19 protein-coding genes are annotated in these 25,472 nt (G+C 69.9%); 12 read left to right on the plus strand and 7 right to left on the minus strand.

What is annotated here, in order from left to right; genetic code table 11:
* The first annotated feature begins 61 nt into the window (after positions 1-61).
* A complete protein-coding gene (locus tag CRT60_RS24230) occupies positions 62-793 on the plus strand; it encodes a LytTR family DNA-binding domain-containing protein (protein WP_098739128.1) in 732 nt (243 codons plus the stop codon).
* On the opposite strand, the gene CRT60_RS24235 is transcribed toward CRT60_RS24230, so the two are convergent.
* Entirely contained in the window at positions 788-2,272 is a 1,485-nt protein-coding gene (locus CRT60_RS24235) for a hypothetical protein (RefSeq protein WP_098739129.1), read from the minus strand. The two genes, CRT60_RS24230 and CRT60_RS24235, sit on opposite strands and share 6 nt — an antisense overlap.
* Positions 2,273-2,521: 249 nt before the next feature.
* Between CRT60_RS24235 and cowN the strand changes: the two genes are divergently transcribed.
* Positions 2,522-2,818, plus strand: a complete 297-nt coding sequence (gene cowN / locus CRT60_RS24240) for a N(2)-fixation sustaining protein CowN (RefSeq protein ID WP_085090167.1) — start codon at positions 2,522-2,524, stop codon at positions 2,816-2,818.
* Positions 2,819-2,822: 4 nt separating this feature from the next.
* Here the strand turns inward: cowN and CRT60_RS24245 are convergent, their stop codons facing one another.
* Entirely contained in the window at positions 2,823-4,226 is a 1,404-nt protein-coding gene (locus tag CRT60_RS24245) for a PQQ-dependent sugar dehydrogenase (RefSeq protein WP_098739130.1), read from the minus strand.
* 288 nt (positions 4,227-4,514) lie between these two features.
* Here CRT60_RS24245 and CRT60_RS24250 point away from each other — a divergent pair, with 288 nt between their 5' ends.
* The 6 genes from CRT60_RS24250 (at position 4,515) to CRT60_RS24275 (ending at position 14,038) form a co-directional block, all read left to right on the plus strand.
* On the plus strand, positions 4,515-8,372 hold the full coding sequence (locus CRT60_RS24250; protein WP_098739131.1) for a response regulator: 3,858 nt from the start codon (positions 4,515-4,517) through the stop codon (positions 8,370-8,372).
* A gap of 8 nt (positions 8,373-8,380) precedes the next feature.
* Positions 8,381-9,298 carry a diguanylate cyclase gene (locus tag CRT60_RS24255; RefSeq protein ID WP_098739132.1) on the plus strand — a complete coding sequence of 306 codons (918 nt, stop codon included), beginning with the start codon at positions 8,381-8,383 and terminating at the stop codon, positions 9,296-9,298.
* A complete protein-coding gene (locus CRT60_RS24260) occupies positions 9,295-10,467 on the plus strand; it encodes a molybdopterin-binding protein (RefSeq protein WP_098739133.1) in 1,173 nt (390 codons plus the stop codon). The genes CRT60_RS24255 and CRT60_RS24260 overlap by 4 nt, the downstream gene beginning before the upstream one ends.
* Positions 10,468-10,514: 47 nt before the next feature.
* Complete coding sequence (locus tag CRT60_RS24265) at positions 10,515-12,515, plus strand: molybdopterin biosynthesis protein (RefSeq protein WP_098739134.1); 2,001 nt, start codon at positions 10,515-10,517, stop codon at positions 12,513-12,515.
* A 262-nt stretch (positions 12,516-12,777) separates the two neighbouring features.
* Positions 12,778-13,353 (plus strand): sigma-70 family RNA polymerase sigma factor, encoded by a 576-nt coding sequence (locus tag CRT60_RS24270; RefSeq protein WP_098741001.1) that lies wholly within the window; start codon positions 12,778-12,780, stop codon positions 13,351-13,353.
* Between the two features lie 10 nt (positions 13,354-13,363).
* On the plus strand, positions 13,364-14,038 hold the full coding sequence (locus CRT60_RS24275) for a ChrR family anti-sigma-E factor (protein ID WP_167421809.1): 675 nt from the start codon (positions 13,364-13,366) through the stop codon (positions 14,036-14,038).
* 80 nt (positions 14,039-14,118) lie between these two features.
* Here CRT60_RS24275 and CRT60_RS24280 read toward each other — a convergent pair whose 3' ends face one another.
* The 4 genes from CRT60_RS24280 to CRT60_RS24295 all read right to left on the minus strand — a co-directional run bounded on the left by CRT60_RS24280 (position 14,119) and on the right by CRT60_RS24295 (position 17,904).
* Positions 14,119-14,586 (minus strand): preQ0 transporter, encoded by a 468-nt coding sequence (locus tag CRT60_RS24280; protein ID WP_098739136.1) that lies wholly within the window; start codon positions 14,584-14,586, stop codon positions 14,119-14,121.
* A 150-nt stretch (positions 14,587-14,736) separates the two neighbouring features.
* Positions 14,737-16,338, minus strand: a complete 1,602-nt coding sequence (cimA, locus tag CRT60_RS24285) for a citramalate synthase (RefSeq protein ID WP_098739137.1) — start codon at positions 16,336-16,338, stop codon at positions 14,737-14,739.
* Positions 16,339-16,560: 222 nt separating this feature from the next.
* A complete protein-coding gene (locus CRT60_RS24290; RefSeq protein WP_098739138.1) occupies positions 16,561-17,448 on the minus strand; it encodes an NAD(P)-dependent oxidoreductase in 888 nt (295 codons plus the stop codon).
* Positions 17,449-17,478: 30 nt separating this feature from the next.
* Positions 17,479-17,904, minus strand: coding sequence for a tellurite resistance TerB family protein (locus tag CRT60_RS24295; protein ID WP_098739139.1), 426 nt, complete (start codon positions 17,902-17,904; stop codon positions 17,479-17,481).
* Between the two features lie 203 nt (positions 17,905-18,107).
* Here CRT60_RS24295 and CRT60_RS24300 point away from each other — a divergent pair, with 203 nt between their 5' ends.
* Both CRT60_RS24300 and CRT60_RS24305 read left to right on the plus strand, forming a co-directional pair.
* Positions 18,108-19,055, plus strand: coding sequence for an AEC family transporter (locus CRT60_RS24300; protein ID WP_098741002.1), 948 nt, complete (start codon positions 18,108-18,110; stop codon positions 19,053-19,055).
* Between the two features lie 207 nt (positions 19,056-19,262).
* Entirely contained in the window at positions 19,263-20,954 is a 1,692-nt protein-coding gene (locus tag CRT60_RS24305; RefSeq protein ID WP_098739140.1) for a methyl-accepting chemotaxis protein, read from the plus strand.
* Positions 20,955-20,994: 40 nt separating this feature from the next.
* Here the strand turns inward: CRT60_RS24305 and CRT60_RS24310 are convergent, their stop codons facing one another.
* Positions 20,995-23,760 (minus strand): ATP-dependent DNA helicase, encoded by a 2,766-nt coding sequence (locus CRT60_RS24310; protein ID WP_098739141.1) that lies wholly within the window; start codon positions 23,758-23,760, stop codon positions 20,995-20,997.
* A 112-nt stretch (positions 23,761-23,872) separates the two neighbouring features.
* Between CRT60_RS24310 and mtgA the strand changes: the two genes are divergently transcribed.
* The gene (mtgA, locus tag CRT60_RS24315; protein WP_098739142.1) at positions 23,873-24,547 is read left to right on the plus strand and encodes a monofunctional biosynthetic peptidoglycan transglycosylase; all 675 of its coding nucleotides are present in this window, start codon (positions 23,873-23,875) and stop codon (positions 24,545-24,547) included.
* 183 nt (positions 24,548-24,730) lie between these two features.
* Complete coding sequence (locus CRT60_RS24320) at positions 24,731-25,198, plus strand: flagellar basal body-associated FliL family protein (RefSeq protein ID WP_244592725.1); 468 nt, start codon at positions 24,731-24,733, stop codon at positions 25,196-25,198.
* Positions 25,199-25,472: the final 274 nt, after the last annotated feature.

The raw sequence follows: 25,472 nt of genomic DNA on the forward strand, positions 1-25,472 counted from the left end.
CAAGCGATTCCGCTTGAACCGATCACACTCTAAGCCGCAAGTACCGCTATAGTGGGCGTCCATGGACTATGCGTTGCAGAACATGGATGTCGGGCTGGTGCTGCTGGACAGCGCGCGGCGGGTGCTTGCCCTGAACCCGGCGGCGGTGCGGCTGCTGGGCGACCGCGCCGCCGGGCTGGTCGGCGCCTATCTGCACGACCTGCACCCACCCTCCCACCGCGCCAAGGTGGAACTGCTGCTGGCCGCCGCCGGCGAGCCCGCGGCTCCGGCCTCGGCCTGTTCGATGATGGTGGCGCTTCCCGGCCGGGTGCTGGTGGTGAAGGCGACCGCGCTGGCACCCGCCACCACGGCGGGGGAGGGGAGCGCGGTCACCGCCCTGATGCTGATGGAGGCGGCGCGGCCATCAGCAGCCGATGCGCAAATCCCGCCATCGCAAGCTCCCGCATCGCAGGCGCCTGAACCGCTGGTCAAGCTGCCGGTGGAGAAGGGGCAGGGGATCGTGCTGCTCGACCCGGCCGATGCCGTCTATCTCCAGGCCGACGGCCATTACACCACCGTCCACACCGCCGACGGCGCCTTCTTCTGCGGCCTTCCCCTGTCGGAGCTGGAGGCGCGGCTCGACGCCCGGTCCTTCGTGCGCACCCATCGCGGCTACATCGTCAACCTGCGCCATGCCCGCGCGGTGGAACGGCAGGACGGCCGCGCCGCCTTCGTCATGGCCGCCCCCGGCGCTCCCCGCGTGCCGGTCAGCCGTAACCGGGCCGAGGCACTGAAGAAACGGCTAGCGCTATAGCCGCTGCTCCATCTGCCGCGCCAGCGCCGGCCAGTCGCGGCCGGGCGAGGCCCAGTTCGCTTCGCCATGGGTGGCGTGGCCCGGCAAGGGGCAGGCCAGGAAGCGGCCGGCCGCCCCCAGCGTGTAGTGCAGGCAATAGTCGATGGACCGCCGTTCGATGCGGAAGCGGTCCCAGACGGCGCTGTCCTCGCGCAGGGTCGACAGCCGGCAGGCCCAGGTCATGGTGGTGCTGGCGGTGAATTTCCAATGGCTGAGCGGCCGGCGCAGCACGCAGGTTTCCTCGCCGCCGGCCGCGATCACCCCATGCAGGCCGGTGGCAGCGGGGTCGGCGTACTTGTCGGCATGGTCGTACAGCGTCACGTAATCGGCGATCTGCAACCCCTCCGCCAGCAGGGCGCGGGCGCCCGGCAGATGCAGATAGTCGTCCTCCAGGAAATAGACGATGGCGTCACGGCCGTGCTGGCGGTCGGACAGGTCGGCCAGAGCCAGCGCCTTGGCATGCAGGAAGGAGCCGTGATGGCCCAGCGCCGTGCGCTGGACGACGGTCCCCTCGGAGCCAAGGCAGCCGGCCTGGGCCAGCATCGCCTCCACCCGCTCCACCGTATCGTCCCGGCAATTGTCGGCGATCACCCGCAGCTCGTCGGCGGCCGGACGGAAGACGTCGAGGAAATTGGCCAGACAGGCGAAGGGGCCGGCGATCTTCTCCTTGGGGTTCCCGCGGTCGCTCAGCCGGTAATAGACCCGCAGCCGGCCGGGAGCGGGTGGGAAGCGCCGCCGGTCATGATGCCGCCAGCGGGCACCGCCGCTTGCGATCTGCCGGCGGTGAAGCGCCAGGGCCAGATCGCAGAAGCCGTCCTCATGGTCAGGCTCGACCGCCAGCAGCCGGGACAGCCAGCCCACCGACGCCTCCGCCGGGCCATGATGCAGGGCCGCGACACCGGCATTGCGCAGGGCGGCGGCATCGCCGGGGGCGAGGGCGAGGGCGTTGCGGAAGGCCTGCAGGGCCGTGGCTCCGTCCTCCTGCTGCAAAGCCAGCGCGCCGAGGTCGGTATGGAGGTCGGAGCGCAGCGGATGCCGGGCGGCGGCTTCGCGGAGGGCGTCGACGGCGCCCGCCCGGTCGCCGGCCTGTTGACGGGCGGCGGCCAGACGGCGCCACGGCATGGGATCGGCCGGCGTCAGCAATGCGGTGCGGCGCAGCCAGACCATCGCGGCGTCGGCATCGCCGCCGGCCTTCGTCATGGCGGCGAGGTTGGCGGCATAGTCGGCACGGGCGGGGTCGCAGGCGCAGGCACGGCGCTGGCGCGCGACCGCATCCGCCGTGCCGTCGGTCCCATGCTGGAAGCGGATGATCGCGGAGAGCTGCCAGGCGTCGCCGGTCTCCGGCTCCCGGTCGAGTATCGCGGTGCAGGCGTCGTAAGCCTCCTGCCGGCGCCCCTCGCGGAAATGCCCGGCCGCCGCCGCTAAGTCATGGAGCGCCATATCCCGTCCCGATCGCCCGCCGGTTGCATCCGTGGCGCGAGAGTGGTCCGTGGACCGGGCCGCGGTCAAGCCTCGGCGACGGTTCCGTTCATGCAGCGATCCCGCCATTCGCGCAGACCGGATGCCGCTGGTGCAGGGTCGCTTGATCGCAGGCGTGCCGGCGGGAAAGCATCGGGCCAATCTTCCCCACCCCTGCCAACCGGTCCCTGCCAACCGGCCCCTGCCAACCGGAATGAGGAGCTCGCTTCCGTGGACAGCATCGACGCGCCCGACCGCTATGTCTCGTTCAAGGGGATCGACTGCGAGGGCAACAGCCGCCGCATCATCGACCGCCTGTACATGCACATCGACGACCCCGCCAAGACCAACGCTTTCTGGGAGCGGTTCCGCGCCAAGCTGGCGGTGGCCGAGGATCCGCTGAAACGGCAGGCCGACGGGCTGTGCCTGCTCTGCGCCAACATCTATTACATCGCCGACCTGTTCGAGGAGCATGACGACGAGGACGGGCTGGCGATGCTGCGCCAGTTGGAGGACGAGTGCTGCTGACCCGTCAGGGCCGGGGAGCCGTCCTGGCCGCCGGCTCCCTCTCGGCGTCCTTGTCCGCCGCGGCATAGGCGACGCGCCAGACCGTGCCGGAGGCATCCTCGGCGATCAGCAGGGCGCCGTCGGCGGTCACCGCCAGCCCGCTCGGCCGGCCCCAGACCTTCGGGGTCTCGTCGCCCTCCGCGGCACTCCCCGTCGCGGTCCCCGCGGCCGGGGTGACGCGGAAGCCGGTGACGAAGGTCTCGTAGGTGCCGGTCGGCCGGCTCTTGTCGAATGGCGCTGTGTCGAAGGGCACGAAGGCGATGGCGTAGCCGGTCGGACGCGAGCGGTTCCACGACCCGTGCAGCGACACGAAGGCGCCCATGCGGTAGCGTTCCGGGAAATGGGTGGCGTCGCCGAAGGCCAGCCCGATCGGTGCCGAATGGGCCTGGAACAGCAGCCCCGGCACCAGCGCCGCCTTCACCAGATCGGGCCGCCGCCCGGCAAGGTCGGGCTGCGGGTTGTCGCCGATGTAGGAATAGGGCCAGCCATAGAAGCCGCCCGGCTTCACCGCCGTCAGGAAATCGGGAACCAGCTGGTCGCCCAGCCCATCGCGCTCGTTGACGACGGCATAGAGGTCGCCGGTGCCGGGCTTGAAGGCAAGGCCGACAGCGTTGCGCAGGCCGGCGGCGTAGGTGCGCTGGCCGCTGCCGTCGATGCGGAATTCCTGGATGGTGGCGCGCGGTTCCAACTCCACCCCGATGTTTCCCTCCGATCCGATGCCGACATAGAAGTGCCGCCCGTCCGGCGCCACTGCGACGGAGCGCGTGGCATGGCCGCCGCGCTTGCCGAAGGCGCCCTCCGGCGTCAGCCGCCGCCGCTCTCCCGCCTGGGTCGTCCCGGCGGTCCAAGGCAACCGCCACACCCCGGCCAGATCGCCGACCAGCACCGCCCCGTCATGGAAGGCGAGGCCGAAGGGATGGTCGAAGCCGTCGGCCCAGACCTGGGCCATCTCCGCCCGGCCGTCGCCGTCGGCATCGCGCAGCAGGGTCAGGGTGCCTGGCCGCTGCTGGGCCACCAGCACGTCGCCGTTGGGCAGGACCAGCAGGTTGCGGGCATTCTCCACATGGTCGCGGAACAGGGTGACGGTGAAGCCGCGCGGTGCGCGCAGGGGCTGCTCGGCGGGGCGCTGCACCAGCACCGCCTCGTTGGCGACCGCGGGCGTGGCATAGGGCTTCGGCAGGGTTTCGATCCGCACATGCACCTCGGCGCCGACCGTCTGCATCGGGTCCGACCGCACCGGGCCGGTCAGCGCCGATTGCGCCATGGCCGATTGGACCAGGGCCGATTGGAGCAGGGCCGTGCCGGCGGCCAAGGCCAGCAGAGCGGCGAGCAGGAAAGGCTTGGGCGGCAGGGGGGGGCGGTCGGCCATCGGACGGGCGCTTTCACGGCGGAGGCGAGGGCGAATGAGGCGGGCGGGCATGACAAATATCGGACGTGAATATGGGGACGATGCCCCAGCCGTTGTACGAACGCAGGCGGTGCAAGGGGGGCTGTACCGGTGGGGTCCCCCGCAAGCGCCGGGTGTCGCGAACGTCTCCCTTGCGCACATCAAGTTGCTTGCGGACGCAGCCGGCGCCAGACCATACTCCGACCGATGTAGGCGGAAGGACCGGCGGGTGGCGTCGGTTGCCGGCGGCGGTGCGGCGACAACTCTGCAATGATGGACAGACACCCGATCGACGCTGCGGCACTCACGCTCTCCCCCACGCGCACCCGTCTGCTGCTGGCCGCTGCCTTCGCGCTGATCGCGCTGCTCGGCGCCGGCTTCTGGGGCTATGTCGTCTGGGCCGACCGGGAAGAGACGCTGCGCCACGGCCGGGAACAGGCCCAGTCCACCGCCCGCCTGCTGCAGGAGCATGTCCGGCGGACGGTCGCCACCGCCGACCTCGCCATCGGCCGTGCGAAGGATCTCATCCGCCATCACGGCATGCCCGGCCTGGACACCAACCGCGAGGCCTGGATCACCGTCCGCGACATGGTGGACAACCTGCCGGAAATCGCGGCGCTGTGGATCGACGGTGCAACCGGCGATGCCGTGCTGACCAGCAGGCAATATCCGACACCGCACCTCAACGCTTCGGATCGCAGCTTTTTCAAGGCGCATCTCGACGGGACCGATTTCCATGTCGGCGAGCGCATCACCGGCCGGCAGACGGGGACGGAATTCTTTACCGTCAGCCGTTCGATCATGCTGGAAGGACGCTTCCAGGGTGTCGTTCATGCCAATGTCGACCTCGACTATTACAGCCAGCTCTACGAAAGCCTGGATCTCGGGGCCGGTGCGGCGATCGCAGTGTACCGTACCGATGGAAAGCCCGTGCTGCGCTTTCCCGCCAGCGAGCCGCTGGACGGCCCGGACGGGAGCATCGTGCTGCGCCATGCGGCCGATGCAGCCATCGAAACCTTCGAGGCAGACGGGCCGACGCCGGGGAGCCGGCGCATCCTGTCCTACCAGCGGGTGCCGAACCTGCCGCTCGTCGCGTTCGTCGCCCTGTCGGTGCGGACGGAACTGGCCCCCTGGCGGGAGCGGACGCTCCGGGGCAGCATCCTGGTCGGGCTGGCGGTGCTGGCCTGCGCCGGCCTGGCCTATACCGCGCTGCGCAGCCTGGAGCGCGAGGTGGCCGGGCGCCGCCAGCTGGCCGATACCAATGCCGAGCTGGACACCAAGAAGAGCGAGCTGGAAATCGCCAACGAGGCCTTCGCCAGCGCCAACCGCCGTTTGAACCTGATCCTGCGTTCGGCGTCCGACAGCATCTGCGGCATCGACCGCGACGGGACGATCACCTTCGCCAACCCCGCCACCTCAGCGCTGACCGGCTATTCCAACGAGGAACTGCTGGGCGGCAACCTGCATGCGTTGATCCATTCCCGCCGTGCCGACGGCAGCCACTTCCCGGCACTGGAATGCCCGGTGACCGAGGTGCTGCTGAGCGGGGAGAGCCGGCGCGGGCTGGAGGACACCTATTGGAGCAAGGCGGGGACGCCCTTCCTGGTGGAATACACGGCCTCCCCGATGCTGGCCGAAGGCAAGGTCGAGGGTGCCGTGGTGGTCTTCCACGAGATCGCCGAGCGCAAGCGGGCGGAAGCGGCGATGCAGCGCGCCCGGCTGGCGGCAGAGGCGGCGAGCCGTTCCAAGAGCGAGTTCCTGGCCAACATGAGCCACGAGATCCGCACGCCGATGAACGCGATCCTCGGGCTGATCCACCTTTTGCAGCAGACCGAGCTGAACGGCCGGCAGGCCGATTACGTGCAGAAGGTGCGGGTGTCGGCGCAGTCGCTGCTGGGCATCCTGAACGACATCCTCGACTTCTCGAAGGTGGAGGCCGGCAAGCTTGAACTGGAGCGGGTCGATTTCCGCCTGGACGACCTGTTGCAGACGCTGGCGGTCATCGTCGGGTCGGCCGCGCAGGAGAAGGACATCGACGTCCTGTTCTCCGTCGCGCCGGACGTACCGTTGGATTTGATCGGCGATCCGCTGCGGCTCCAGCAGGTCCTGATCAACCTCGCCGGCAATGCCATCAAATTCACCGAGGCAGGAGAGGTCGTGGTGTCGGTCGGGGTGCGGTCGCTGGGCGACGACCGCGCGGTGCTGGACTTCGCCGTGCGCGACACCGGCATCGGCATCGCGCCGGAACAGCGCGACCGGCTTTTCCAGGCATTCAGCCAGGGCGACAGCTCCACCACCCGGCGGTTCGGCGGCACCGGGCTGGGGCTGGCGATCTGCGCCCGGCTCGTCCGGCTGATGAAGGGCACGATGGATGTGGAGAGCGAGCCCGGCAAGAGCAGCGTCTTCCGCTTCCAGGCGGAATTCGACCGCCATCCCGGCGGGGCCGGCCGGCGAACCGGCGGGGCTGCGGCCGGCTGGCCCGACTCCCACCCGCGCCCGGTGCCGCGCGACCTGACGGTGCTGGTGGTCGACGACAACCCCACGGCGCGCGAGGTGCTGGGCGCCATCGCCGCCGCCTTCGGCTGGACCGTCACCGCCTGTCGCGACGGCCAGAGCGCCATCGCCGAGCTGGAACGTGCCGCCGCGGCAGGCCATCCCTATGACATGGTGCTGATGGACTGGAAGATGCCGGGGATGGACGGCATCGAGGCGGCGCGCCGCATCCGCGCCGATGTCCATGCCGGCACCCCGATGATCATCGTCATCAGTGGCTATGGCCGCGAGCGGCTGGGCGCCCGCTTCGAGGAGGCCGGGATTTCCGGTTTCCTGGTCAAGCCGGTCACCGCCTCCACCCTGCTCGACGCCGTGACCGTCGCCTATGCCCAGGCCGGGTATGGCGCGCCTCTTCTGCCATCCCCGGTTCCGGCGCCGTCCGGCGGCAGCGGGTTGGGCGGGGCGAGCGGGCCGGCCGAGGACGCCAGCCGGGCGCTGCATGGCCGCCGGCTGCTGCTGGCCGACGACAACGACATCAGCCGGCAGGTGGCGTTCGAGATCCTGGAGCGCGCCGGCGCGTCGGTCACCACGGCCTCGACGGGGCGGGAGGCGGTGGAGTGCGTGCGCGCGGCCGGACAGCCGTTCGACGCCGTGCTGCTCGACGTGCATATGCCGGACATGGACGGCTTCGCCGCGACCGCCGCGATCCGCGCGCTGCCGGGCGGGCAGCAGCTGCCGATCATCGCCATGACGGCAAGCGCCCTGCCGGAAGACCGGCAACGCTGCCTCGACAACGGAATGGACGCCCATGTGCCGAAGCCGCTCGACCTGCCCCAGCTGTTTGCCACGCTGGCCCGCTGGATCGGGCAGCCGCTGGTGGCGGTGCGGCCCTGCGCGCCCTGCGGTGCCGGCCCCGTCCCGCTGCACGGCGACGCCATGCTGACGCGCTCCCCGGCTCTGCCGATGCCGGTTGGCGGTCCGGTCGGCCCGCTGGCCGATTTGCCCGATGGATTGCCGGGCATCGACCTTGCCGATGCGCTCAACCGGCTGGGCGGGGACGCCGACCTGTTCCGCCGCTTCATCGGCCAGTTCGCCGATGGCTATGGCAACGTCGCCGAACGGATCGCCGCGGCGGTGAACGGCAACGATCTGGCCACCGCCAAGTCCATCGCGCATGAGCTGAAAAGCGTCGCCGGCAACCTCGGTGCGCGCCGCCTGTCGGTCGCCGCCGATGCATTGCAGACCGCCGCCTACAGGGACGACGCCAGTGCGGCTGCGGCCCAGGTGCCGGTGCTGCACAGCGAACTGGCGCTCGTAATGGAAAGCGCGCAGCGGCTGCGTGCGGCGCCCGGCGGAAAGACGGGCCCGGCAGGAGGGCCGGGGATGCCGGGCCGGTCGGCGGAGAGCCGGGCGCAGCTGGCGAACCGCCTGCCCCAATTCATAACTTTGTTGCAAGAGAGTAACTTCGCAGCGGCGGAGGAGTTCGCTATGCTGGCGCCGTTGCTGACGGACTGGGTCGAACCTTCGACGATGAAGGGGCTGTCCGCCGCCATCGACGGTCTGGACTTCACCAAGGCGCTTGGGATCGTGCAGCGGATCGCGCGAGACCTCGGCCTCCCGCTAGCGACGGTCTGAACGCGCCCATGGCCGACCTCCGCCCGAAAATCCTGGTGGTGGACGATATTCCGTCCAACGTCCATGTGCTGAGCCGCATCCTGAAGGACGATTACGACATCTATTTCGCCACCGACGGCGAGAAGGCGCTGGATCTGGTCCAGGCGCGGATGCCGGATCTCGTCCTGCTGGACATCATGATGCCGGGGATGGACGGATTCGAGGTGTGCCGCCGCATCAAGGCCGATCCCGCCATCCACGACATCCCCGTCATCTTCATCTCCGCCAAGAGCGAGGTGGAGGACGAGACCCTCGGGCTGGAGGTGGGGGCCATCGATTTCATCACCAAGCCGATCAGCCCGCCCATCGTGAAGGCGCGGGTGCGCAACCATCTGCTGCTGAAGCGGCAGACCGACCTGCTGCGCAGCCTGTCCTTCCTTGACGGGCTGACCGGCATCGCCAACCGCCGCCGTTTCGACGATGCGATGGTGCGCGAATGGCGGCGCTGTGCCCGGTCGAACCTGCCGCTGTCGCTCATCATCCTCGATGTCGATCATTTCAAGGCCTACAACGACCATTACGGCCATCAGGCCGGCGACGAATGCCTGCGCATGCTGGCCGAACTGCTGTCGGACCGGGCAAAGCGGCCGAGCGACCTCGTCGCCCGCTATGGCGGCGAGGAGTTCGTCTGCCTGCTGCCGGAAACCGACGGCCCCGGCGCCGTCCGCGTGGCGGAAGGCTTCCGGACCGGCGTCGCCGAATGCCGCATCCCGCATGCGCAGTCGCCGGTCATCCCCTATGTCACCATCAGCCTGGGGGTCGCCACCGTGATCCCGTCGGCCGACGGCAGCCCCGAACAGTTGGCGGAGATGGCCGACCAGCTGCTCTACCGCGCCAAGCGCGCCGGCCGCAACCGCGTGCAGGACGCCACGGTGCCGGCGCTGTGACGACGCCGCTGCCGGGCCCGCCCTTTTACGATGTCCGCGGCCGCGGTTTCCCGCGCCGTGCGCCGCTGGCCGATGGCTGGGACTGGATCGACCGCCGGGTCGCCGTGCCGGCCGCAAGGGTCCTGCCCGTGGCGGACTGCGGCGGGCTGCGGCTGGCCGACGCCGTCGTGGCGCAGGGGGACTGGCCCCCGGCCGACCGTGCCGCGGTGAACGGCTATGCCGTGGCGGCGGCCGACACGCTGGGTGCCGGCTCCTACAACCCGGTGCCCTTGACGGCGGCGGTTGCGGTGAGCGCCGGCGACCCTCTTCCGGCGGGCTGCGACGCGGTGATCCCCTACGAGGCGGCGCAGGCCGCCGGTCCCTTCATCGAGGCCATCGACGCGGTGGCGCCCGGCAGCGGGGTGGAGCGGCAGGGCGCCTGGACCGCCGCCGGAAACGCGCTGCTTCCGGCCGGGCGGCGCCTGCGCCCCGGCGATCTCGGCCTGCTCGCCGCGGTGGGGCATGACACCGTATCGGTCCTGCCGGCGCCGCGGGTGCGGATTCTGATTGCCGGCGGTCCCAGGGCCGGCGCGCCGGAGCAGCTCGCGGCCATGCTGGCGGCGCTGGTCGGACGCGACGGCGGGGGTGTCGAGGCGGCCGAGGTCGTGCCGGCCGACTTGGATGCCCTGGCCGAAGCCTTCGCCCGGCCGGGGGCCGACCTGATCCTGTCGGCCGGACGAACCGGCCCCGGCCCCGACGATGTGGCGGCGCCCGCCCTGGCCCGGGCCGGCAGCATCGGCCTGCACGGCATCGCCATGCGGCCGGGCGGCAGCGCCGGGCTGGGCGTCGTCGGCGCCGTGCCCATCCTGCTGCTGCCGGGGGAGCCGATGGCGGCGCTGGCGGCTTACGAACTGCTGGCCGGCCGCGCGGTGCGGCGTGCCGCCGGCTTGCCGGCCGACCTGCCCCATGCGACGGTCCGGGCGGTGACGGCGCGCAAGCTGGTGTCGGAAATCGGCTGCCTCGACCTGCACCGGGTCCGGTTGGACGGGGACGGCAGGGTGGAGCCGGTGGCCTCGCCCGGCTGGCCGGGACTGGCGGCGGCGGCGCGGGCCGACGGCTTCGTCCTGATCGGCGCGGACAGCGAAGGCGTGCCGGACGGCGTTCCCGTCACCATGTACAGGTTCGACTGAGAGGCGAGGACGTATCCCGCCGCTTTTATCCAGCAAGGGTTTGCCGCGTGCACAGTTCCGACCGCAGCCGCGAGGACATCCGCCGTTTCGTCGCCCAGGCCGCCCGCCAGGACCAGTTCCTGGAGGTGGTCAGCGGTGAGGAGGCGCGCGCCCGCTTCCACCGTCATCTCGACCTGTCGCCACGGGGGGAGGAGCGGGTGCCGCTGTCGGCAGCGTTGGGGCGCGTGCTGTCCGCCGACGTGACGGCCGATGTGGATGTCCCCGGTTTCGACCGCTCGGTGGTCGACGGCTTCGCGGTGCGCGCCGCCGATACCGTGGGTGCGGCGGAGGACCGGCCGGTCGCCCTGCGCCTGAACGACGAGGTTCTGGCCGCCGGCCATGCCCCCGAACTGACGGTGGAGCCCGGCACCGCCACGGTGATCGCCACCGGCGGCATGCTGCCACGCGGCGCCGACGCCGTGGTGATGGTGGAGACGACCGAGGCGGTCGAGCGGCCCGACGGCCTGTTCGTCACCCTGACCCGCCCGGCCACCCCTGGCGCCTTCGTCGCCGCCGCCGGCTCCGACATCGGCCGGGGCGAGGTGGTTCTGCGCAAGGGCCAGCTGCTGACCTCACGCGAGATCGGCGTGATCGCCGCCATCGGGCTCGGCGAGGTCGCGGTGGTGCGCCGGCCGCGCGTCGCCATTCTGTCCACTGGCGACGAGATCGTCGCACCCGGCCAGCCGATCCGCACCGGAGCGGTCTATGACAGCAACGGCGCCATCCTGGCCGCCGCCGTCGCCGAATTGGGCGGCGAGCCGGTGCCGCTGGGCATCGCCCCGGACGAGGACGAGGCGCTGGAGAGGCTGGTCGCCCGGGGGCTGGACTGCGATGCGCTGCTGCTGTCGGGCGGCACGTCGAAGGGGGCGGGCGACCGTTCCCACCGCATCGTGGCGCAGCTGTCGGACCCTGGCATCGTCGCCCATGGCGTGGCGCTGAAGCCGGGCAAGCCGCTGTGCCTCGCGGTGACCGGCGGCAAGCCGGTGGTGATCCTGCCGGGCTTCCCGACATCGGCCATGTTCACCTTCCACAGCTTCGTCGCCCCGGTGATCCGCGCCCTGGCCGGCCTGCCCCCGGCGCTGGCGGAGGAGGTGCCGGCCATCCTGCCCGTGCGGCTGGGGTCGGAGCGCGGGCGCACCGAATATGTCATGGTCTCACTGGTCCATAGCGCCGGTGCGGGTGCCAATGAGGGCGCAGGTGGGAGCGAACTGGCGGCCTACCCGCTGTCGAAGGGCTCGGGTGCGGTCACCGCCTTCAGCCACGCCGACGGCTTCCTCGCCATCGACGCCCAGGCCGAGGCGGTGGAAGCCGGCACGCCGGTGTCGGTCCAACTGCTCGGCCGTTCGCTGACGCCCGCCGACCTGATCGTCGTCGGCAGCCAGTGCATCGGCCTGAACGCCGTGCTCGGCCGCCTGATCGGCGATGGGATGACGGTCAAGGCGCTGAATGTCGGCTCGATGGGCGGGCTGGCGGCGGCACGGCGCGGGGAGTGCGACATCGCCCCCGTCCATCTGATGGACCCCGCCACCGGCACCTACAACACGCCGTTCCTGGCACCGGGTCTCGACCTCGTCACCGGCTACCGCCGCATGCAGGGCATCGTCTTCCGCCGCGGCGATCCGCGGTTCGAGGGGCGTACGGCGCAAGAGGCGGTTGCCGCGGTCGCCGGTCTGGCCGACTGCATCCTGATCAACCGCAATGCCGGCAGCGGCACCCGCATCCTGACCGACCGGCTGCTGGGGCCGGCGCGGCCGACCGGCTACTGGACGCAGGCCAAGTCGCACAACGCCGTCGCCGTCGCGGTGGCGCAGAACCGCGCCGACTGGGGTGTCGCCATCGAAACCGCGGCGACCCTCTATGGGCTGGGCTTCCTGCCGCTCCAGGAGGAGCATTACGACTTCGTCGTCCCCGCCGCCCGTCGCGACCGTCCGGCCGTCCGCCGCTTCGTCGAGGCGCTGGAGATGCCGGAGGTTGCCGAGGCCCTGTGCGCCATGGGGTTCATCAAATAGGGGCTGAAGAGAGGGTTTGGCCCAATCATCCGGCTAAACCGAACAAAATGCCGCAGGCCGGGTTTTTTCGTGATCCAACGGTCGGATGGTTGCGTACCGAAGGTCACGATGCGACATACAGCCCGGCGTGAAATGCCGCTCGATGCAGGGCAGAGTGCAGGATTGACGCAGAGGTCTTGAAAACGGGGCGGCTGCCGTGAATTCCGGGAATGGGTGCCATCCCCGGCTTGTGCGGAAGCCGATGTTCCCCTTGAATGGGACCATGCAGGACCAGCACATCCCCGCGGCCGACATGGCCCCCAGCCTGGAAGACCTGCTCGTTGCCGTAGGGCGCGAGCGGAACCGCCAGGCGTTCGGGGTTCTGTTCGGCCACTTCGCGCCACGGCTTAAAACCTATCTGCGCCGGTTGGGATGCGATTCCGGCGCGGCGGAAGAGCTTGTTCAGGAGGTCATGCTGTTGGTCTGGCGTCGTGCCGAAACCTACGATCCGATCCATGCCTCGGCCGGCACTTGGGTGTTCACCATCGCCCGCAACAAGCGGATCGATGTGTTGCGGCGCGAACAGCGGCCGGAGATCGACCCCGACGATCCCGCCCTGGTGCCCGAACCCGATGAGGCCGCCGACCGCCGGATCGAGGCGAAGGAGAGCAGCGGGCGCCTGCGCGCCGCGCTGAAGGATCTGCCGCCGGAACAGGCCGAGCTTCTGCGCATGGCTTATTTCGAGGACAAGCCGCACAGCGTCATTTCCGCGGAGCACGGCATCCCGCTCGGCACCGTCAAATCGCGCCTGCGTCTGGCGATGGAACGCCTGCGCCGGTCGCTGAAGGATGTCGGATGAGGCATTTCCGATGAACCGGCCGAGCCACCACCCCGGCGACACCCTGCTGATCGACTATGCCGGCGGCGCCCTGTGCGAGGGCGCGTCGCTGGCCGTCGCCACCCACATGGCCTTCTGCCCCGCCTGCCGCCACGCCGTGGCGGAGATGGAGGCGGTCGGCGGCGCCCTGCTGGAAGATCTGGACCCGGAACCGCTGTCCGACGGCTGCCTGGAAGCGCTGATGGCCCGCCTGGACCACGAGCGGCCGGCGCCATGCCGCCCGGCCGTTAAGCCGTCGGTGCAGCAGTCGCGCTATCCGGAACCCCTGTGCAGCTACCTGCGCGGACGGCTCGACCGCGAGGGGCGGCTGGGGGAGGGCGGCTGGCGGTTCCTCCAGCCGGGCATGCGCAGCATGGATCTGCTGTCCGGCCCGGACGGAACCACCAAGCTGATCCGCATGAAGGGCGGTGTCGGCGTGCCGGTGCACACCCATGGCGGCATCGAGCTGACCGTTGTGCTGGAGGGCGGCTTCTCCGACGAGTTCGGCGCCTTCCTGCCCGGCGACATCGCCGTCGGCGACCCGTCGCTGATCCACCGGCCGGTGTCGGACCCGGAAGGCTGCCTGTGCCTCGCCACCACCATCGGCGGTCTGCGGATGACCGGACCGCTGGGGCGGTTGTTCAACCGGTTCGTGAAGCGGTTCTGAAGGAGTGCGGGCTGCGATGCCCTCTCCCTAATCCTGTCCCGCTTGGCGGGAGGTGGGAGAGGGCATTCGCAGCCGGCCCTTTACGCTGCGACCGCCACACGCCCGTCGCGGGCGCGCATCAGCAGCCAGACCACCGAGACGCCCAGCAGCTTCGACGCGAAGCTGGCGGCCCAGACGGTCGGATCCCAGACGTCCAGCATGCCGAAGAAGATGGCGGTGTCGACCGGCACCGACAGGGCGGCGCTGATCCACAGCCGGTCGCGGAGCGGGCGGCGGGTGACGGTGAAGACCGCCCAGTCGATCATCTCCGACACGGCGAAGGCGACGACGCTGGCGGTGGCGACGAAGGGGTCGGTCAGCAGATAGGACAGCACGGTGCCGCTGAGCATGGCGGCGAGCGCCCAGTGGCCGAAGCGCACCTGAACCATGTCGCGCAGGATGAAGATCAGGCCGGCCCAGCAGGACCAGGCCAGATCCAGGTGCGGAAACAGGCTGAAGGCGAAGTTGATGGCAAGAATGCTGCCGATATAGGCGGCGAGCCAGAGCATGGCGATGATCCTCCGAGAGCGGACCCGCGGCAATACGGGCGCTGATGACCGGAGCCGGCCCCGCGTGAATGCGAGCGCCCCGAAACCGCTCTAGCTAACAGAACATCGCCATGCTGGGAAGGTGCCGCGTGGCCCTTGCACCGCCGGTACTTACACCGGCTTCGCGTCGCCCTTCATCAGGGCGTAGGTGTAGCTGTCCACCAGCGCCTCCATCGAGGCTTCGATGATGTTGGTGGACACCCCCAGCGTCGACCATTCGGTTCCGTCGGTGCGGGCGCTGCGGATCAGGACGCGCGGCATGGCGCCGGTGCCCTCCTTGGCGGCCAGGATGCGCACCCGGTAGTCGGACAGGCTGACCTTGGCGAGCGCCGGATAGGCGGGCTCGAGCGCCTTGCGCATGGCGACGTCCAGCGCATGCACCGGGCCGTTGCCGTCGGCAACCTCCATCCGCACGGCGTCGCCGACGCGCACGCGAACCACCGCTTCCGATTCCACCACCAGCTTGCCGACCGCGTTGTAGCGGCGCTCGTCGGTGACGTGGAAGCGCAGCAGTTCGAAGAAGCGCGGCACCTCGCCCAGCTCGCGCCGGACCAGCAGCTCGAAGCTGGCCTCCGCCGTGTCGTAGGCGTAGCCGTCGCTGTCGCGCTGCTTCACCAGATCGAGCAGGCCGGCAAGGCGCCCGTCCTTCGCATCCACCGCCATGCCGATGTCGCGCAGCCGCACGATCAGGTTGGAGCGGCCGGCCTGGTCGGACATGACGATCTGGCGGCGGTTGCCGACGGCCTCGGGCGCCACATGCTCGTAGGAGGACGGGTCCTTCTCCACCGCCGAGACATGCAGCCCGCCCTTGTGTGCGAAGGCGCTGGCGCCGACATACGGGGCGTGGCGGTTGGGCGCGCGGTTCAGCCGGTCGTCGAAGGCGCGGCTCAGCTGGGTCAGGAGAGGCAGATCCTCGCGGCGGATGCCGGTCTCGTAGCCCATCTTCAGCATCAGCGTCGGGATCAGCGAGACGAGATTGGCGTTGCCGCAGCGCTCGCCCAGCCCGTTGATGGTGCCCTGGATCATCCGCGCGCCGGCCCGCACCGCCGCCAGCGAGTTGGCGACCGCGTTCTCGGTGTCGTTGTGGCAGTGGATGCCGAGCCGGTCGCCGGGGATGCCGTGCGTCTCCACCACTTCGCGGACGATGGCGTCGACCTCGTGCGGCAGCGTGCCGCCGTTGGTGTCGCACAGCACGATCCAGCGCGCGCCGGCCTCGAACGCCGCCCTGATGCAGGACACGGCATAGGCCGGGTTGCGCTTGTAGCCGTCGAAGAAATGCTCCGCGTCGAACAGCGCCTCGCCCTTGGCGGCGTGCAGGGCTGCGATGCTGTCGCGGATGAGGTCGAGGTTTTCCTCGCGCGGGATGTTCAGCGCGACGTCGACGTGGAAGTCCCAGCTCTTGCCGACCATGCACACCGCCTTGGCGCGCGACTGGGCCAGCGCCGTCAGCTGCGGGTCGTTGGCGGCACTGCGGCCGGGGCGGCGGGTCATGCCGAAGGCGGTGAAGGTGGCGCGTGCCAGTTCCGGCGCCTCGGCAAAGAACTGGTCGTCGGTCGGGTTGGCGCCCGGCCAGCCGCCTTCGACATAGTCGATGCCCAGCCGGTCGAGATCCTTGGCAATCGCGATCTTGTCGGCGACCGAGAAATCGACATCCTGGGTCTGCGCCCCGTCACGCAGCGTGGTGTCGTAGAGATAGATGCGCTCGCCCGTCATCGCCGCCTGACCTGTGAAGATGTCCTGTTTAGACAAAAGAGCCGGCAGTGCTTTGCCACCCTGCGGAAAGCCGGGAGAATGGACGATGCGGCGCGTATCCTCAACCGTTTTGAGAAGAAACTTGCGGAAAGCGGGGCTTTGCCGCAACGGAGGGAATGGCAAGCCGGAGATCAGCGACCGGAGGGCGGAGCACCGCGCTCCACCCCCGGCCACCCGCCGGGATCAGCGGGCGAACAGACGGTAAAGAGCGGAATGGTCCAGCGCGCCGTCGCCCTGGTCCACCAGCATCTCGAACAGTTCCAGCGACAGGCCGAGCGTCGGCAGGTCGATGCCGGACTGCTGCGCCAGCTCCTCCGCTTGCCGCAGATCCTTCACCTGGGTGGTGACGCGGCCGCCGGGCGTGAAGTCGCCGCTGACCATGCGGCCGCCATGCAGGTCGAGGATGCGGGATTCGGCGAAGCCGCCGCGGATGGCGTCGCGCACCTTGGCCGGGTCGGCGCCGGCCGCCCGGGCGAGCGCCAGCGCCTCGGCCACCGCGCCGATGGTCAGGGCGACGATGACCTGATTGGCCGACTTGGCGATCTGGCCGGCGCCGCTGTCCCCGACATGGGTGATGCGGCGGCCCATCGCCTGCAACACCGGCAGGGCACGGGCGAAGGCAGCCTCTGACCCGCCGGCCATGATGGTGAGGATGGCGCCCTCCGCCGCCACGGTCCCGCCGGAGACCGGCGCGTCGAGCCATTCCGCCCCGACGGCGGCGACGCGCTGGGCCAGCGCGCGGGTGGCGGCGACGGCGGTGGTGCCCATGTCGATCACCAGATGGCCGGGGCGCAGGACCGGCAGCAGAGCCTCGGCCACTGTCTCCACCGCATTGGTGTCGGTCAGCATCAGGATGACGATCCCCGCCTGTCCGGCAACGGCGGCCGGGCCGGTGGCGGCGATCATCCCCTCCGCCGCCAGTTCGGCGACCGGGCCGGGGCTGCGGCTGCTCACCACCAGTTCCGCGCCGGCACGGGCGAGCGCTCTGGCCATCGGCTTGCCCATCAGGCCAAGCCCGATGACGCCGACGCGCTGGCCGGCGAGATCGGGGCGGATGGTTTCTTCGGTCATGTCGAGGCTTTCACTGTACGTGGATCAGGGTCACAGGCGCATGTGGCGGGCGCGGGCGCCGCGCTCGATGGCGGCGGCGCACAGCCGGTCGACCCCGAGCCGGTGGCGGATCAGCTCCAGCATGCGCAGTTCCTCCTGCGATGCCTTGGGGTCGGCGGCGGCGATGTCGCAGGCCACCGCATAGGCGGTCTCGCGCAGCTTGGACGGCAGCGCCTGCTCGATGATGGTCAGCACGGTGTCCAGCCCGTCATTGTCGGACAGCATGGCGGTGCATTCGCGGGTGGCGGCCATCACCTGATCGCCGCTGTAGTCCTTGAAGATCGGCAGATAGCGCACATTCTCGCCGATGGCTTCCAGTTCAAGGTCGGTCATGTCGCCGTCGCAGGCGGACACCAGGACCATGACGTAGATGAGTGCGCTGTGGTGGTCGATCATGGAATCGGTCGGCTTTCTCATGGGGCGGTCTCCCTTGGGGAGTGGTCGCGTGTAAGGTCGGCAATCTCGAACGCCGCTTCCGCGGCGTCAAGCATGGCGTCCGACGCCGCCTTCGCGGCGTCGTTTGAGTTCGACGCCGCTTCCGCGGCGTCAAGGGTGCCATGCCGGGAGTGGAGGGGTCGGCCGCTCGACGCGACGGTTGGCGTTGCCTATTGTCGCGCACCATGAACGTCGTCCTCAATGTCGCATTTCCCGTATTCGCCATCATCCTGGCCGGCTTCCTGTCCGGGAAGTCGAAGCTGCTCGGCGCCGCCTCGTCGGAGGCGCTGAACAAGTTCGTCTATTGGATGGCGCTGCCGCCGGTGCTGTTCCTGGGCACGGCACGGCGGTCGATCCCGGAGATCTTCAACGGTCCGTTCATCGGCGCCTTCCTGGGGTCGATGCTGCTGGTCTATGCGCTGGGTGCTGTGATCGGCCGCCTCGTCTACCGCGAGCGCACGCAGATCCAATGCATGCAGGGGCTGAACTCGGCCTTCTCCAACACCGGCTACATGGGCATTCCGCTGTTCCTGGCCGCCTTCGGGCCGGACCGTCTCGCCCCCACCATCCTGGCGACCGTCATCATGAGCGCCATCATGGTCGGCATCGCCGTGATCTGGATGGAGTTCGCCAACAGCCAGGGCAGTGGGCTGGGCAAGGCCCTGCGCGATGTCGGCCGGGCGCTGGCGAAGAACCCGCTGATCCTGTCCACCGCCGCCGGCCTCGCCTGGTCGGCGCTGCTGCCCGGCGTGGCGGTGCCCAAGCCGATCGCGACATTCTGCGAGTTGATGGGCTCCCCCGCCGGCCCCTGCGCGCTGTTCGCCATCGGCCTGTTCCTGGCCTCGCAACGCCTGACCGCCGGGCTGGCGGAGGCGGGCTGGATCAGCGCCCTGAAGCTGCTGGTCCACCCGGCGCTGGCCTGGGTGCTGACGCAGACGCTGTTCCCGATGGACCCGTTCTGGACCGGCAGCGCGGTGATCCTGGCGGCATTGCCGACCGGCGCCCTGACCTTTGTGGTGGCAAGCCAGTACCAGACCTATGTGGAGCGCACCTCCTCCGCAATCCTGGTGTCGACGGTGCTGAGTGTGGTGACGCTGTCTGCATTGCTGGCGGTGTATGCGCCGGCGGGATGATCGGCATCCGGACTTGAGTTGGCGATGTAATCTTATAGAGATTGCCGTTGTTCGCGGCTCGGTCCATTTATCTTTCGAACATTTTCTTACCGATTCTTTAAGGCATTCTTTACCCTGTGAACTTAGGTGAGTCTGGAATTGCTTTCGTCATGTCGGTCGAAGTCGACAGGGAAGCCGCTCTTTTCAGGGGTCAGCTGGGGTGTCGCTGTGAAACTTATCGAGAATCTCCGGATCGGCACGAAAATCTATGCGGTGGTGGCGCTTCTCAGCGTCATCACGCTGGGGCTGTCGATCTACATGAGCGACCGGATCGGTGAGATCGATGATCGCTACACCAAGCTGGTCGATGGAGATGTGACGTTTTCGCTGAAGCTGGAACGCATGCGTGGCGACCTCGCCAACCTCGGCCGTCAGGCCAACAACGTGCTGCTGCTTCAGGATCCTTCCGGACTTCCGGCTCTGGTCAAGGCGATGGACGACATCCAGGCGGCCATCGTCGAATCGAGCACGGTGATGAACCGTCTGGTCAGGCCCGAGAACAAGGACAAGCTGGCCCGGATCGTGGAACTGACGGCAATGGTGAAGTCCTCGCTGCCCAAGCTTTTCGCGGCGAAGGAGAAGGGCGATCACGCCGGGGCTGCCGCCATCTATGGAAAGGAAGGGCGCCCCCAGGTGGTGGAGGCCTTCAACATGGCGGCAAAGCTGTCGGATGAGGTGTCGGCCGGAGTGTACCGTTCGTCCGACGATCTGACCGTCAAGACCAACCAGACGGTGTTCAACTCCCTGTCGATTGCGGTCGCGCTGCTTGTCATCGGTGCCATCGGGTCCGTGCTGCTGGTCGTCTATGGCATTCGCCGTCCGATTGCGGCCCTGAATGCGGCGATGGTGCGTCTGGCGACCGGGGACACCACGACGGAGGTGGGTGGGGCCGGCCGTGGCGACGAGGTCGGCGAAATGGCGCGGACGGTGGAGGTGTTCAAGGAGAGCATGATCCGAACGCGCCAGCTGGAACAGGACGCCAAGGACGCCCAGGTCCAGGCGGCCGCGGAAAAGCGCCGGGGAACGCTGGACATGGCCCGGTCCTTCGAGGAGCGGGTCGGCTCCATCGTCGATGCGGTCGGCAGTTCCGCGACCGAGTTGCAGGCCACCTCGTCGCAGCTGGCCGCCGCCGTCGAAGAGGTCGGCGCCCAGTGCACCGCCGTCGCCGCCGCGTCGGAGCAGGCGAGCGCCAATGTGCAGACGGTCGCCGCCGCGTCGGAGGAACTGTCCGCCTCGATCGGCGAGCTGTCCGACCGGGTGGGGCGTGCCGCCGACCGCTCCCGCATGGCCGCTGAAGGGGCTGGCGAGGCCCAGCGCCAGCTCGATCTGCTGTCCGCCTCCATCGATCAGGTCGATCAGATCGTGGCGTCGATCAATGCGGTGGCCAGCCAGACCAATCTGCTGGCGTTGAACGCGACCATCGAAGCGGCCCGTGCCGGCGAGGCCGGCAAAGGCTTTGCCGTCGTCGCCAGCGAGGTGAAGAACCTTGCCAACCAGACCCACGCGATGACCGAGCAGATCACCAACCAGATCGGCGCGGTCAAGGCGGCGTCGGGCCGGACGGTCGGCGCCATGCGCAGCATCATCGGTCAGGTGGAGGAGATCAGCAATTCCACTGCCGACATGGCGCAATCGGTGAACCAGCAGAGCGGCGCCACGTCCGAAATCAGCCGCAACGCCCAGCAGGCCGCGGTCGGCACGACCGAGGTTTCGCGCAACGTCCTGGGAATTCAGCAGGCGGAGAACGAGACGGGGGCGGCCACCAACAACGTCAAGCATGCGTCGGACGATCTCGCCCGGCAGGCTGCGATGCTGAAGCAGGCGATGGACAGCTTCCTCAGCGAGCTGCGCGCCGCCTGACAGGCCACGGAACGGGAGGTGGTGAGGCGCCGGACCGGCCTCACCAGCCGCGCAGGAACTCCGCCGTCTCCTCCACCGCTTGTTTCAGTCCGACCCGCCGCATTTCCACGCCTTCGGGGAAGGCGCCGCCAAGCCGGCTCGGCATCATCGGGTCGAGCAGGACGAAGACCCCGGTGTCGTCGGCGCGGCGGACCAGCCGGCCGAAGGCCTGCTTCAGGCGCAGCCGGGTGATCATGTCCTCGTAGCGCCGGCGGCCGAAGGCCTCGCGCCGCGCGCGGTGCAGGATGTCCGGACGCGGCCACGGCACGCGGTCGAAGACGATCAGGCGCAAGCTGCGCCCCGGCACGTCCACCCCGTCGCGCACCGCGTCGGTGCCGAGCAGGCAGGCGTGCTCCTCGTTGCGGAAGATGTCGATCAGGGTCGAGACATCCAGCGGATCGACATGCTGGGCATAGAGCGGGATGTTCGCCTGATCCAGCGGCTCGGCGATGCGGTCGCGCACGGCGCGCAGCCGGCTGATCGCGGTGAACAGGCCGAGCCCGCCGCCGCCCGCCGCCATGAACAGCGATCTGTAGGCCGCCGAAACCTGCCCCAAATCGTCCTTGCGCACGTCGTTGACGACGAAGACGCGGGTGCGGTTCGGATAGTCGAAGGGGGAGGGGACCTGCGCCCGGATCGCTGGGGCCGGCAGGTGGCTGGCGCCGCAACGGTCCTCCGCGGCGCGCCAGTCCTGGCCGATGTCGCCGGTGCCGTCGGTCAGCGTGGCAGAGGTCACCACCAGCCCATGGGCGGGACCGGCCAGCGCCTCGGCGAAGGGTACCGTCGGATCGACCCAGTGGCGGTACAGCCCGACATCGACGTCGCGGCCGTCGATCCGCTCCACCGCGAACCAGTCGACGAAATGGGACGGCGTCTCGGTCGGCAGGGTGCGCAGCATGGCGCGCCACCCCTCGACCGTCAGGGTGCCGCGGCGGTGCAGGCTCCGCGACAGCGCGTCGATGCGGCGGCGCTGGTCGGAGTCGAGTTCGGCGCTCTCGTCCTCCAGCCGCAGCGCCAGCCGGCGGGCCAACGCCTCGACCGGCTCGGACAGGCGGACCAGAGACTGCTCCAGCTCCGCCGCGGCCTCCAGCAGGCCGTCCACCGGATAGGCCTTGTCGGCCTCCAGGCTGTAGGGGCCGCCCTGGCCGGCGGTGCGGGCATAGACCTGCTGGCGGGCCATCAGCAGGAAGCGCTCGGTCGGCCCCTGCGGGTTGTCGGCGGCCAGACGCGCCGACCAGCCGTCGGCGGGCAGGACGCGGGCGCCGATCAGGATGTCGTCGAGATGGCGCAGAGCCTCCTCGTCGCCGGCGACGATGTCCTCCAGCCGGCGCTTCAGGCCGCGGGCGCGGCTGCGGCCGGTCTCCTCGGCACCCAGCAGCCAGCGGCGCAGCTCCTGCGTCTCGCGGCAGGTCAGATGGCCGGCGAAAGCGCTGTCGGCGGCATCGAAGACATGGTGCCCCTCGTCGAAGACATAGCGGCTGGGCAGTGTCGGTTCCTCGCCGCCGCCGAGCGCCGCCTGCACCATCACCAGCGCATGGTTGGCGATGACGATGTCGGCGCGCCGCGCCCGGCGCACGCTCTTCTCGATGTAGCAGCGGGCATAATGGTCGCAGGCGGAATAGATGCATTCGCCGCGGCGGTCGGCCAGCCCCATGGTCGGGCCGCGCCCGGCGATGTCGACCAGCCAGCCGGGGAAGTCGCCGCCGGTCATGTCGCCGTCGCGCGTCGCCGCCGCCCAGCGCGCCATCAGCCCGACGCCGATGGCGTTGTGCGGCTGGAACGGCATGGCGCGCACCGCGTCTTCCAGGTTCAGCAGGCACAGGTAGTTCTCGCGCCCCTTGCGCAGCACCACCTTGCGCGCCTTGGTCGCCGGGTCGGCATAGAGCCGGTCAAGCTCGGCGTCGATCTGGTGCTGGAGGTTGCGGGTATAGGTGGAGATCCACACCGTCCCGCCATTCTTCTCCGCCCAGACCGTGGCCGGCGCCAGATAACCCAGCGTCTTGCCGACGCCGGTCCCGGCCTCGGCCAGCACCACATTGGGGGTGTCGGGAAGCTGGCGCGGGGCGAAGGCGGCGGACACCGCGCTGGAATAGTCGGCCTGCTGCGGCCGCGGCTCCGCCACCTTGCCCAGCACGTTGGCCGACAGCATGACGGCGAGGCGGCGGCGCGCCTCGTCGGGATCGACCGGATTCTGGGCGGGCGGCGGCGGCGGCGCGCCCTCCTCCCACTCCTTGATGCGGGTCCAGACGCGCAGGCCCGAGCGGGCGGCACCCTTCTCCGGCCCGTCGGGCTTGCCGAGCGCGGCCAGCACCGCCGCCGCCCAGGGCCAGCCGGCACGCCCCATCTCCCAGGCGAAGGCGACGGGATCGGAGGACTCCTCCCGTCCGGCTGCGCGCAAGTCACCCAGCAGACGGCGCACGGCGCGCTGGAGTGCCAGCGCCTCCGCCTCGTGACCCTCAGGCGTGGGCAGGTCGAGCGCCTCGGCGATGCCGCGCGGGGTGGGGACGCAGAAGCGGGCCGGGTGGACGAAGGCGAACAGTTCCAGCACGTCGAAGGCCGGGAAGGCGTCGATCCCCAATCGGCGGGCGAAGGCGCGGGCATGGCAGACCAGGGGCGGCTGGCGGCGCACCTTCGCCGCGGCGGCGGCCAGCGACAGCTCCTCGACCTCGCCGTCGAGGGTCAGCGACACGACACGGCGCGCACCGGCCACCATGGCGGGCGCGTCGTCAAGGCTGTGGAGCGGGGTGGGATCGGCTGTCAGGTCCATCGGCGGCACTATATGGCGGTGGCGTGCCGCAAAGCGAGCGCCGCATGTTGACGGCGCACCGCTTCACCCCCATTGAGGGAAGTCCGAAGGAACCGGGCGGAGACGGGGCTGTATGCGGAAACTGCTGCGCTGGGCGCTGATCGGGATTGCGGGGCTGATGGCCTTCACCATCCTGTGGGCGGCGCTCTATCGGGTCGTGCCGCCGCCGGCGACGCCGCTGATGCTGATCCGGGCGCTGGGCGGCTCCGGCCTGTCGCGCGGCTGGGAACCGCTGGAGCGCATCTCCCCCGCGCTGGTCGAGGCGGTGATCGCCTCGGAGGACACCGGTTTCTGCGGCCATGGCGGCTTCGACTGGGCGGCCATCGAGGGCGCTTTCGAGGAGAACGAGGAAGGCCGGCGGCTGCGCGGCGGCAGCACGATCAGCCAGCAGACTGCCAAGAACGCTTTTCTGTGGCCCGACCGCAGCTGGACCCGCAAGGGGGCGGAGGCCTGGTTCACCCTGCTGATCGAAAGCCTGTGGAGCAAGCGCCGCATCCTGGAGGTCTATCTGAACATCGTGGAGTGGGACGACGGCGTCTATGGCGCCGAGGCCGCGGCGCGGCACCACTTCAACAAATCGGCCGCGGCCCTGACCCGGCGCGAGGCGGCGCTGCTGGCGGTGGTGCTGCCCAGCCCGCGCAACTGGTCGCCCACCCGGCCCAGCGCCTATGTCGCCCGCCGCGTCGGGGTGATCGAGCGGCGGATGGCGGTGGTGCGGCGGGACGGGCTGGCCGACTGCGTGCGATGACCCTGGCGCCCCCCTCCACCGAATCTTAACACCCGACGCGCTACGCTCCACACTGCTCCCGCCCGGCCCGCAGGAGGCCGACCCCAAGAGGCCGCCCCCCAAGGAAGCCGACCCAGGAGGCCGATCATAGCCACGCACCGAACGCTGCACGGAAACCTGTTCTCCACCCCGCCGCCCGACCCGTTGCGGGACGAGCTGGCGCCGCACCATGAAACCCAGCCGGAACCGGGAAACCCCACCCGCCTGCTGATCGTCGTCCTGATCGCCCTGTTCACGCTGGCCGGACTGGCCTATGCCGGCGGCATCGCGCTGGACCGCATCCTGGAACAGCGGCGGGTCGAGGCGCGGATGGGGCCGAAGCCGCAACTGGCGCGGCTACCCGCCATCGAGGTGCCGCTGGGCAGTGTGCGGGCGGTGGAGATGCAGGTCTCGCTGGTGCTGGCGCCGAAGGTCGAGCCCGACCGCATCCTGCGCTATCAGGACCGCATCGCCGACCGGCTGTTCCAGACCATCGGCCGGATCGACAGCGAAACCCTGACCGGCCCCGGTTCCGCAGAAATCCTGAAGGCGCGCATCAAGGAGGCCGTGAATCGCGAGGCAGGAGCCGGCCTGTTCCGCGACATCTACATCGAACGCATGGTCGTCAAGTGAAGCACGCGGGGCTCGTTCTGCGATCAGCCTTGTTTTGTGCGGCGCAATAGCATATCTAGAGCGTCTTGATCGCTGGAGGCTCGCGCGTCTCTTGAGCGAGACGCGCTGTGATTGCGCAACGGCAGTCCCTTAGGGGGCGAACGTCCCGGGGTTCCAGGGACGCAATGGCCGCTGCATCGGATAGACGCCTCTCCCTCTATCGACCTCCTCCCGGCGAGTCCGCCGGTATATCCCACGCCCGCCATAGGGGCGCGCGGGGCTGTACCGTGTTGCT

Source organism: Azospirillum palustre (assembly GCF_002573965.1).
Taxonomy (GTDB): domain Bacteria; phylum Pseudomonadota; class Alphaproteobacteria; order Azospirillales; family Azospirillaceae; genus Azospirillum; species Azospirillum palustre.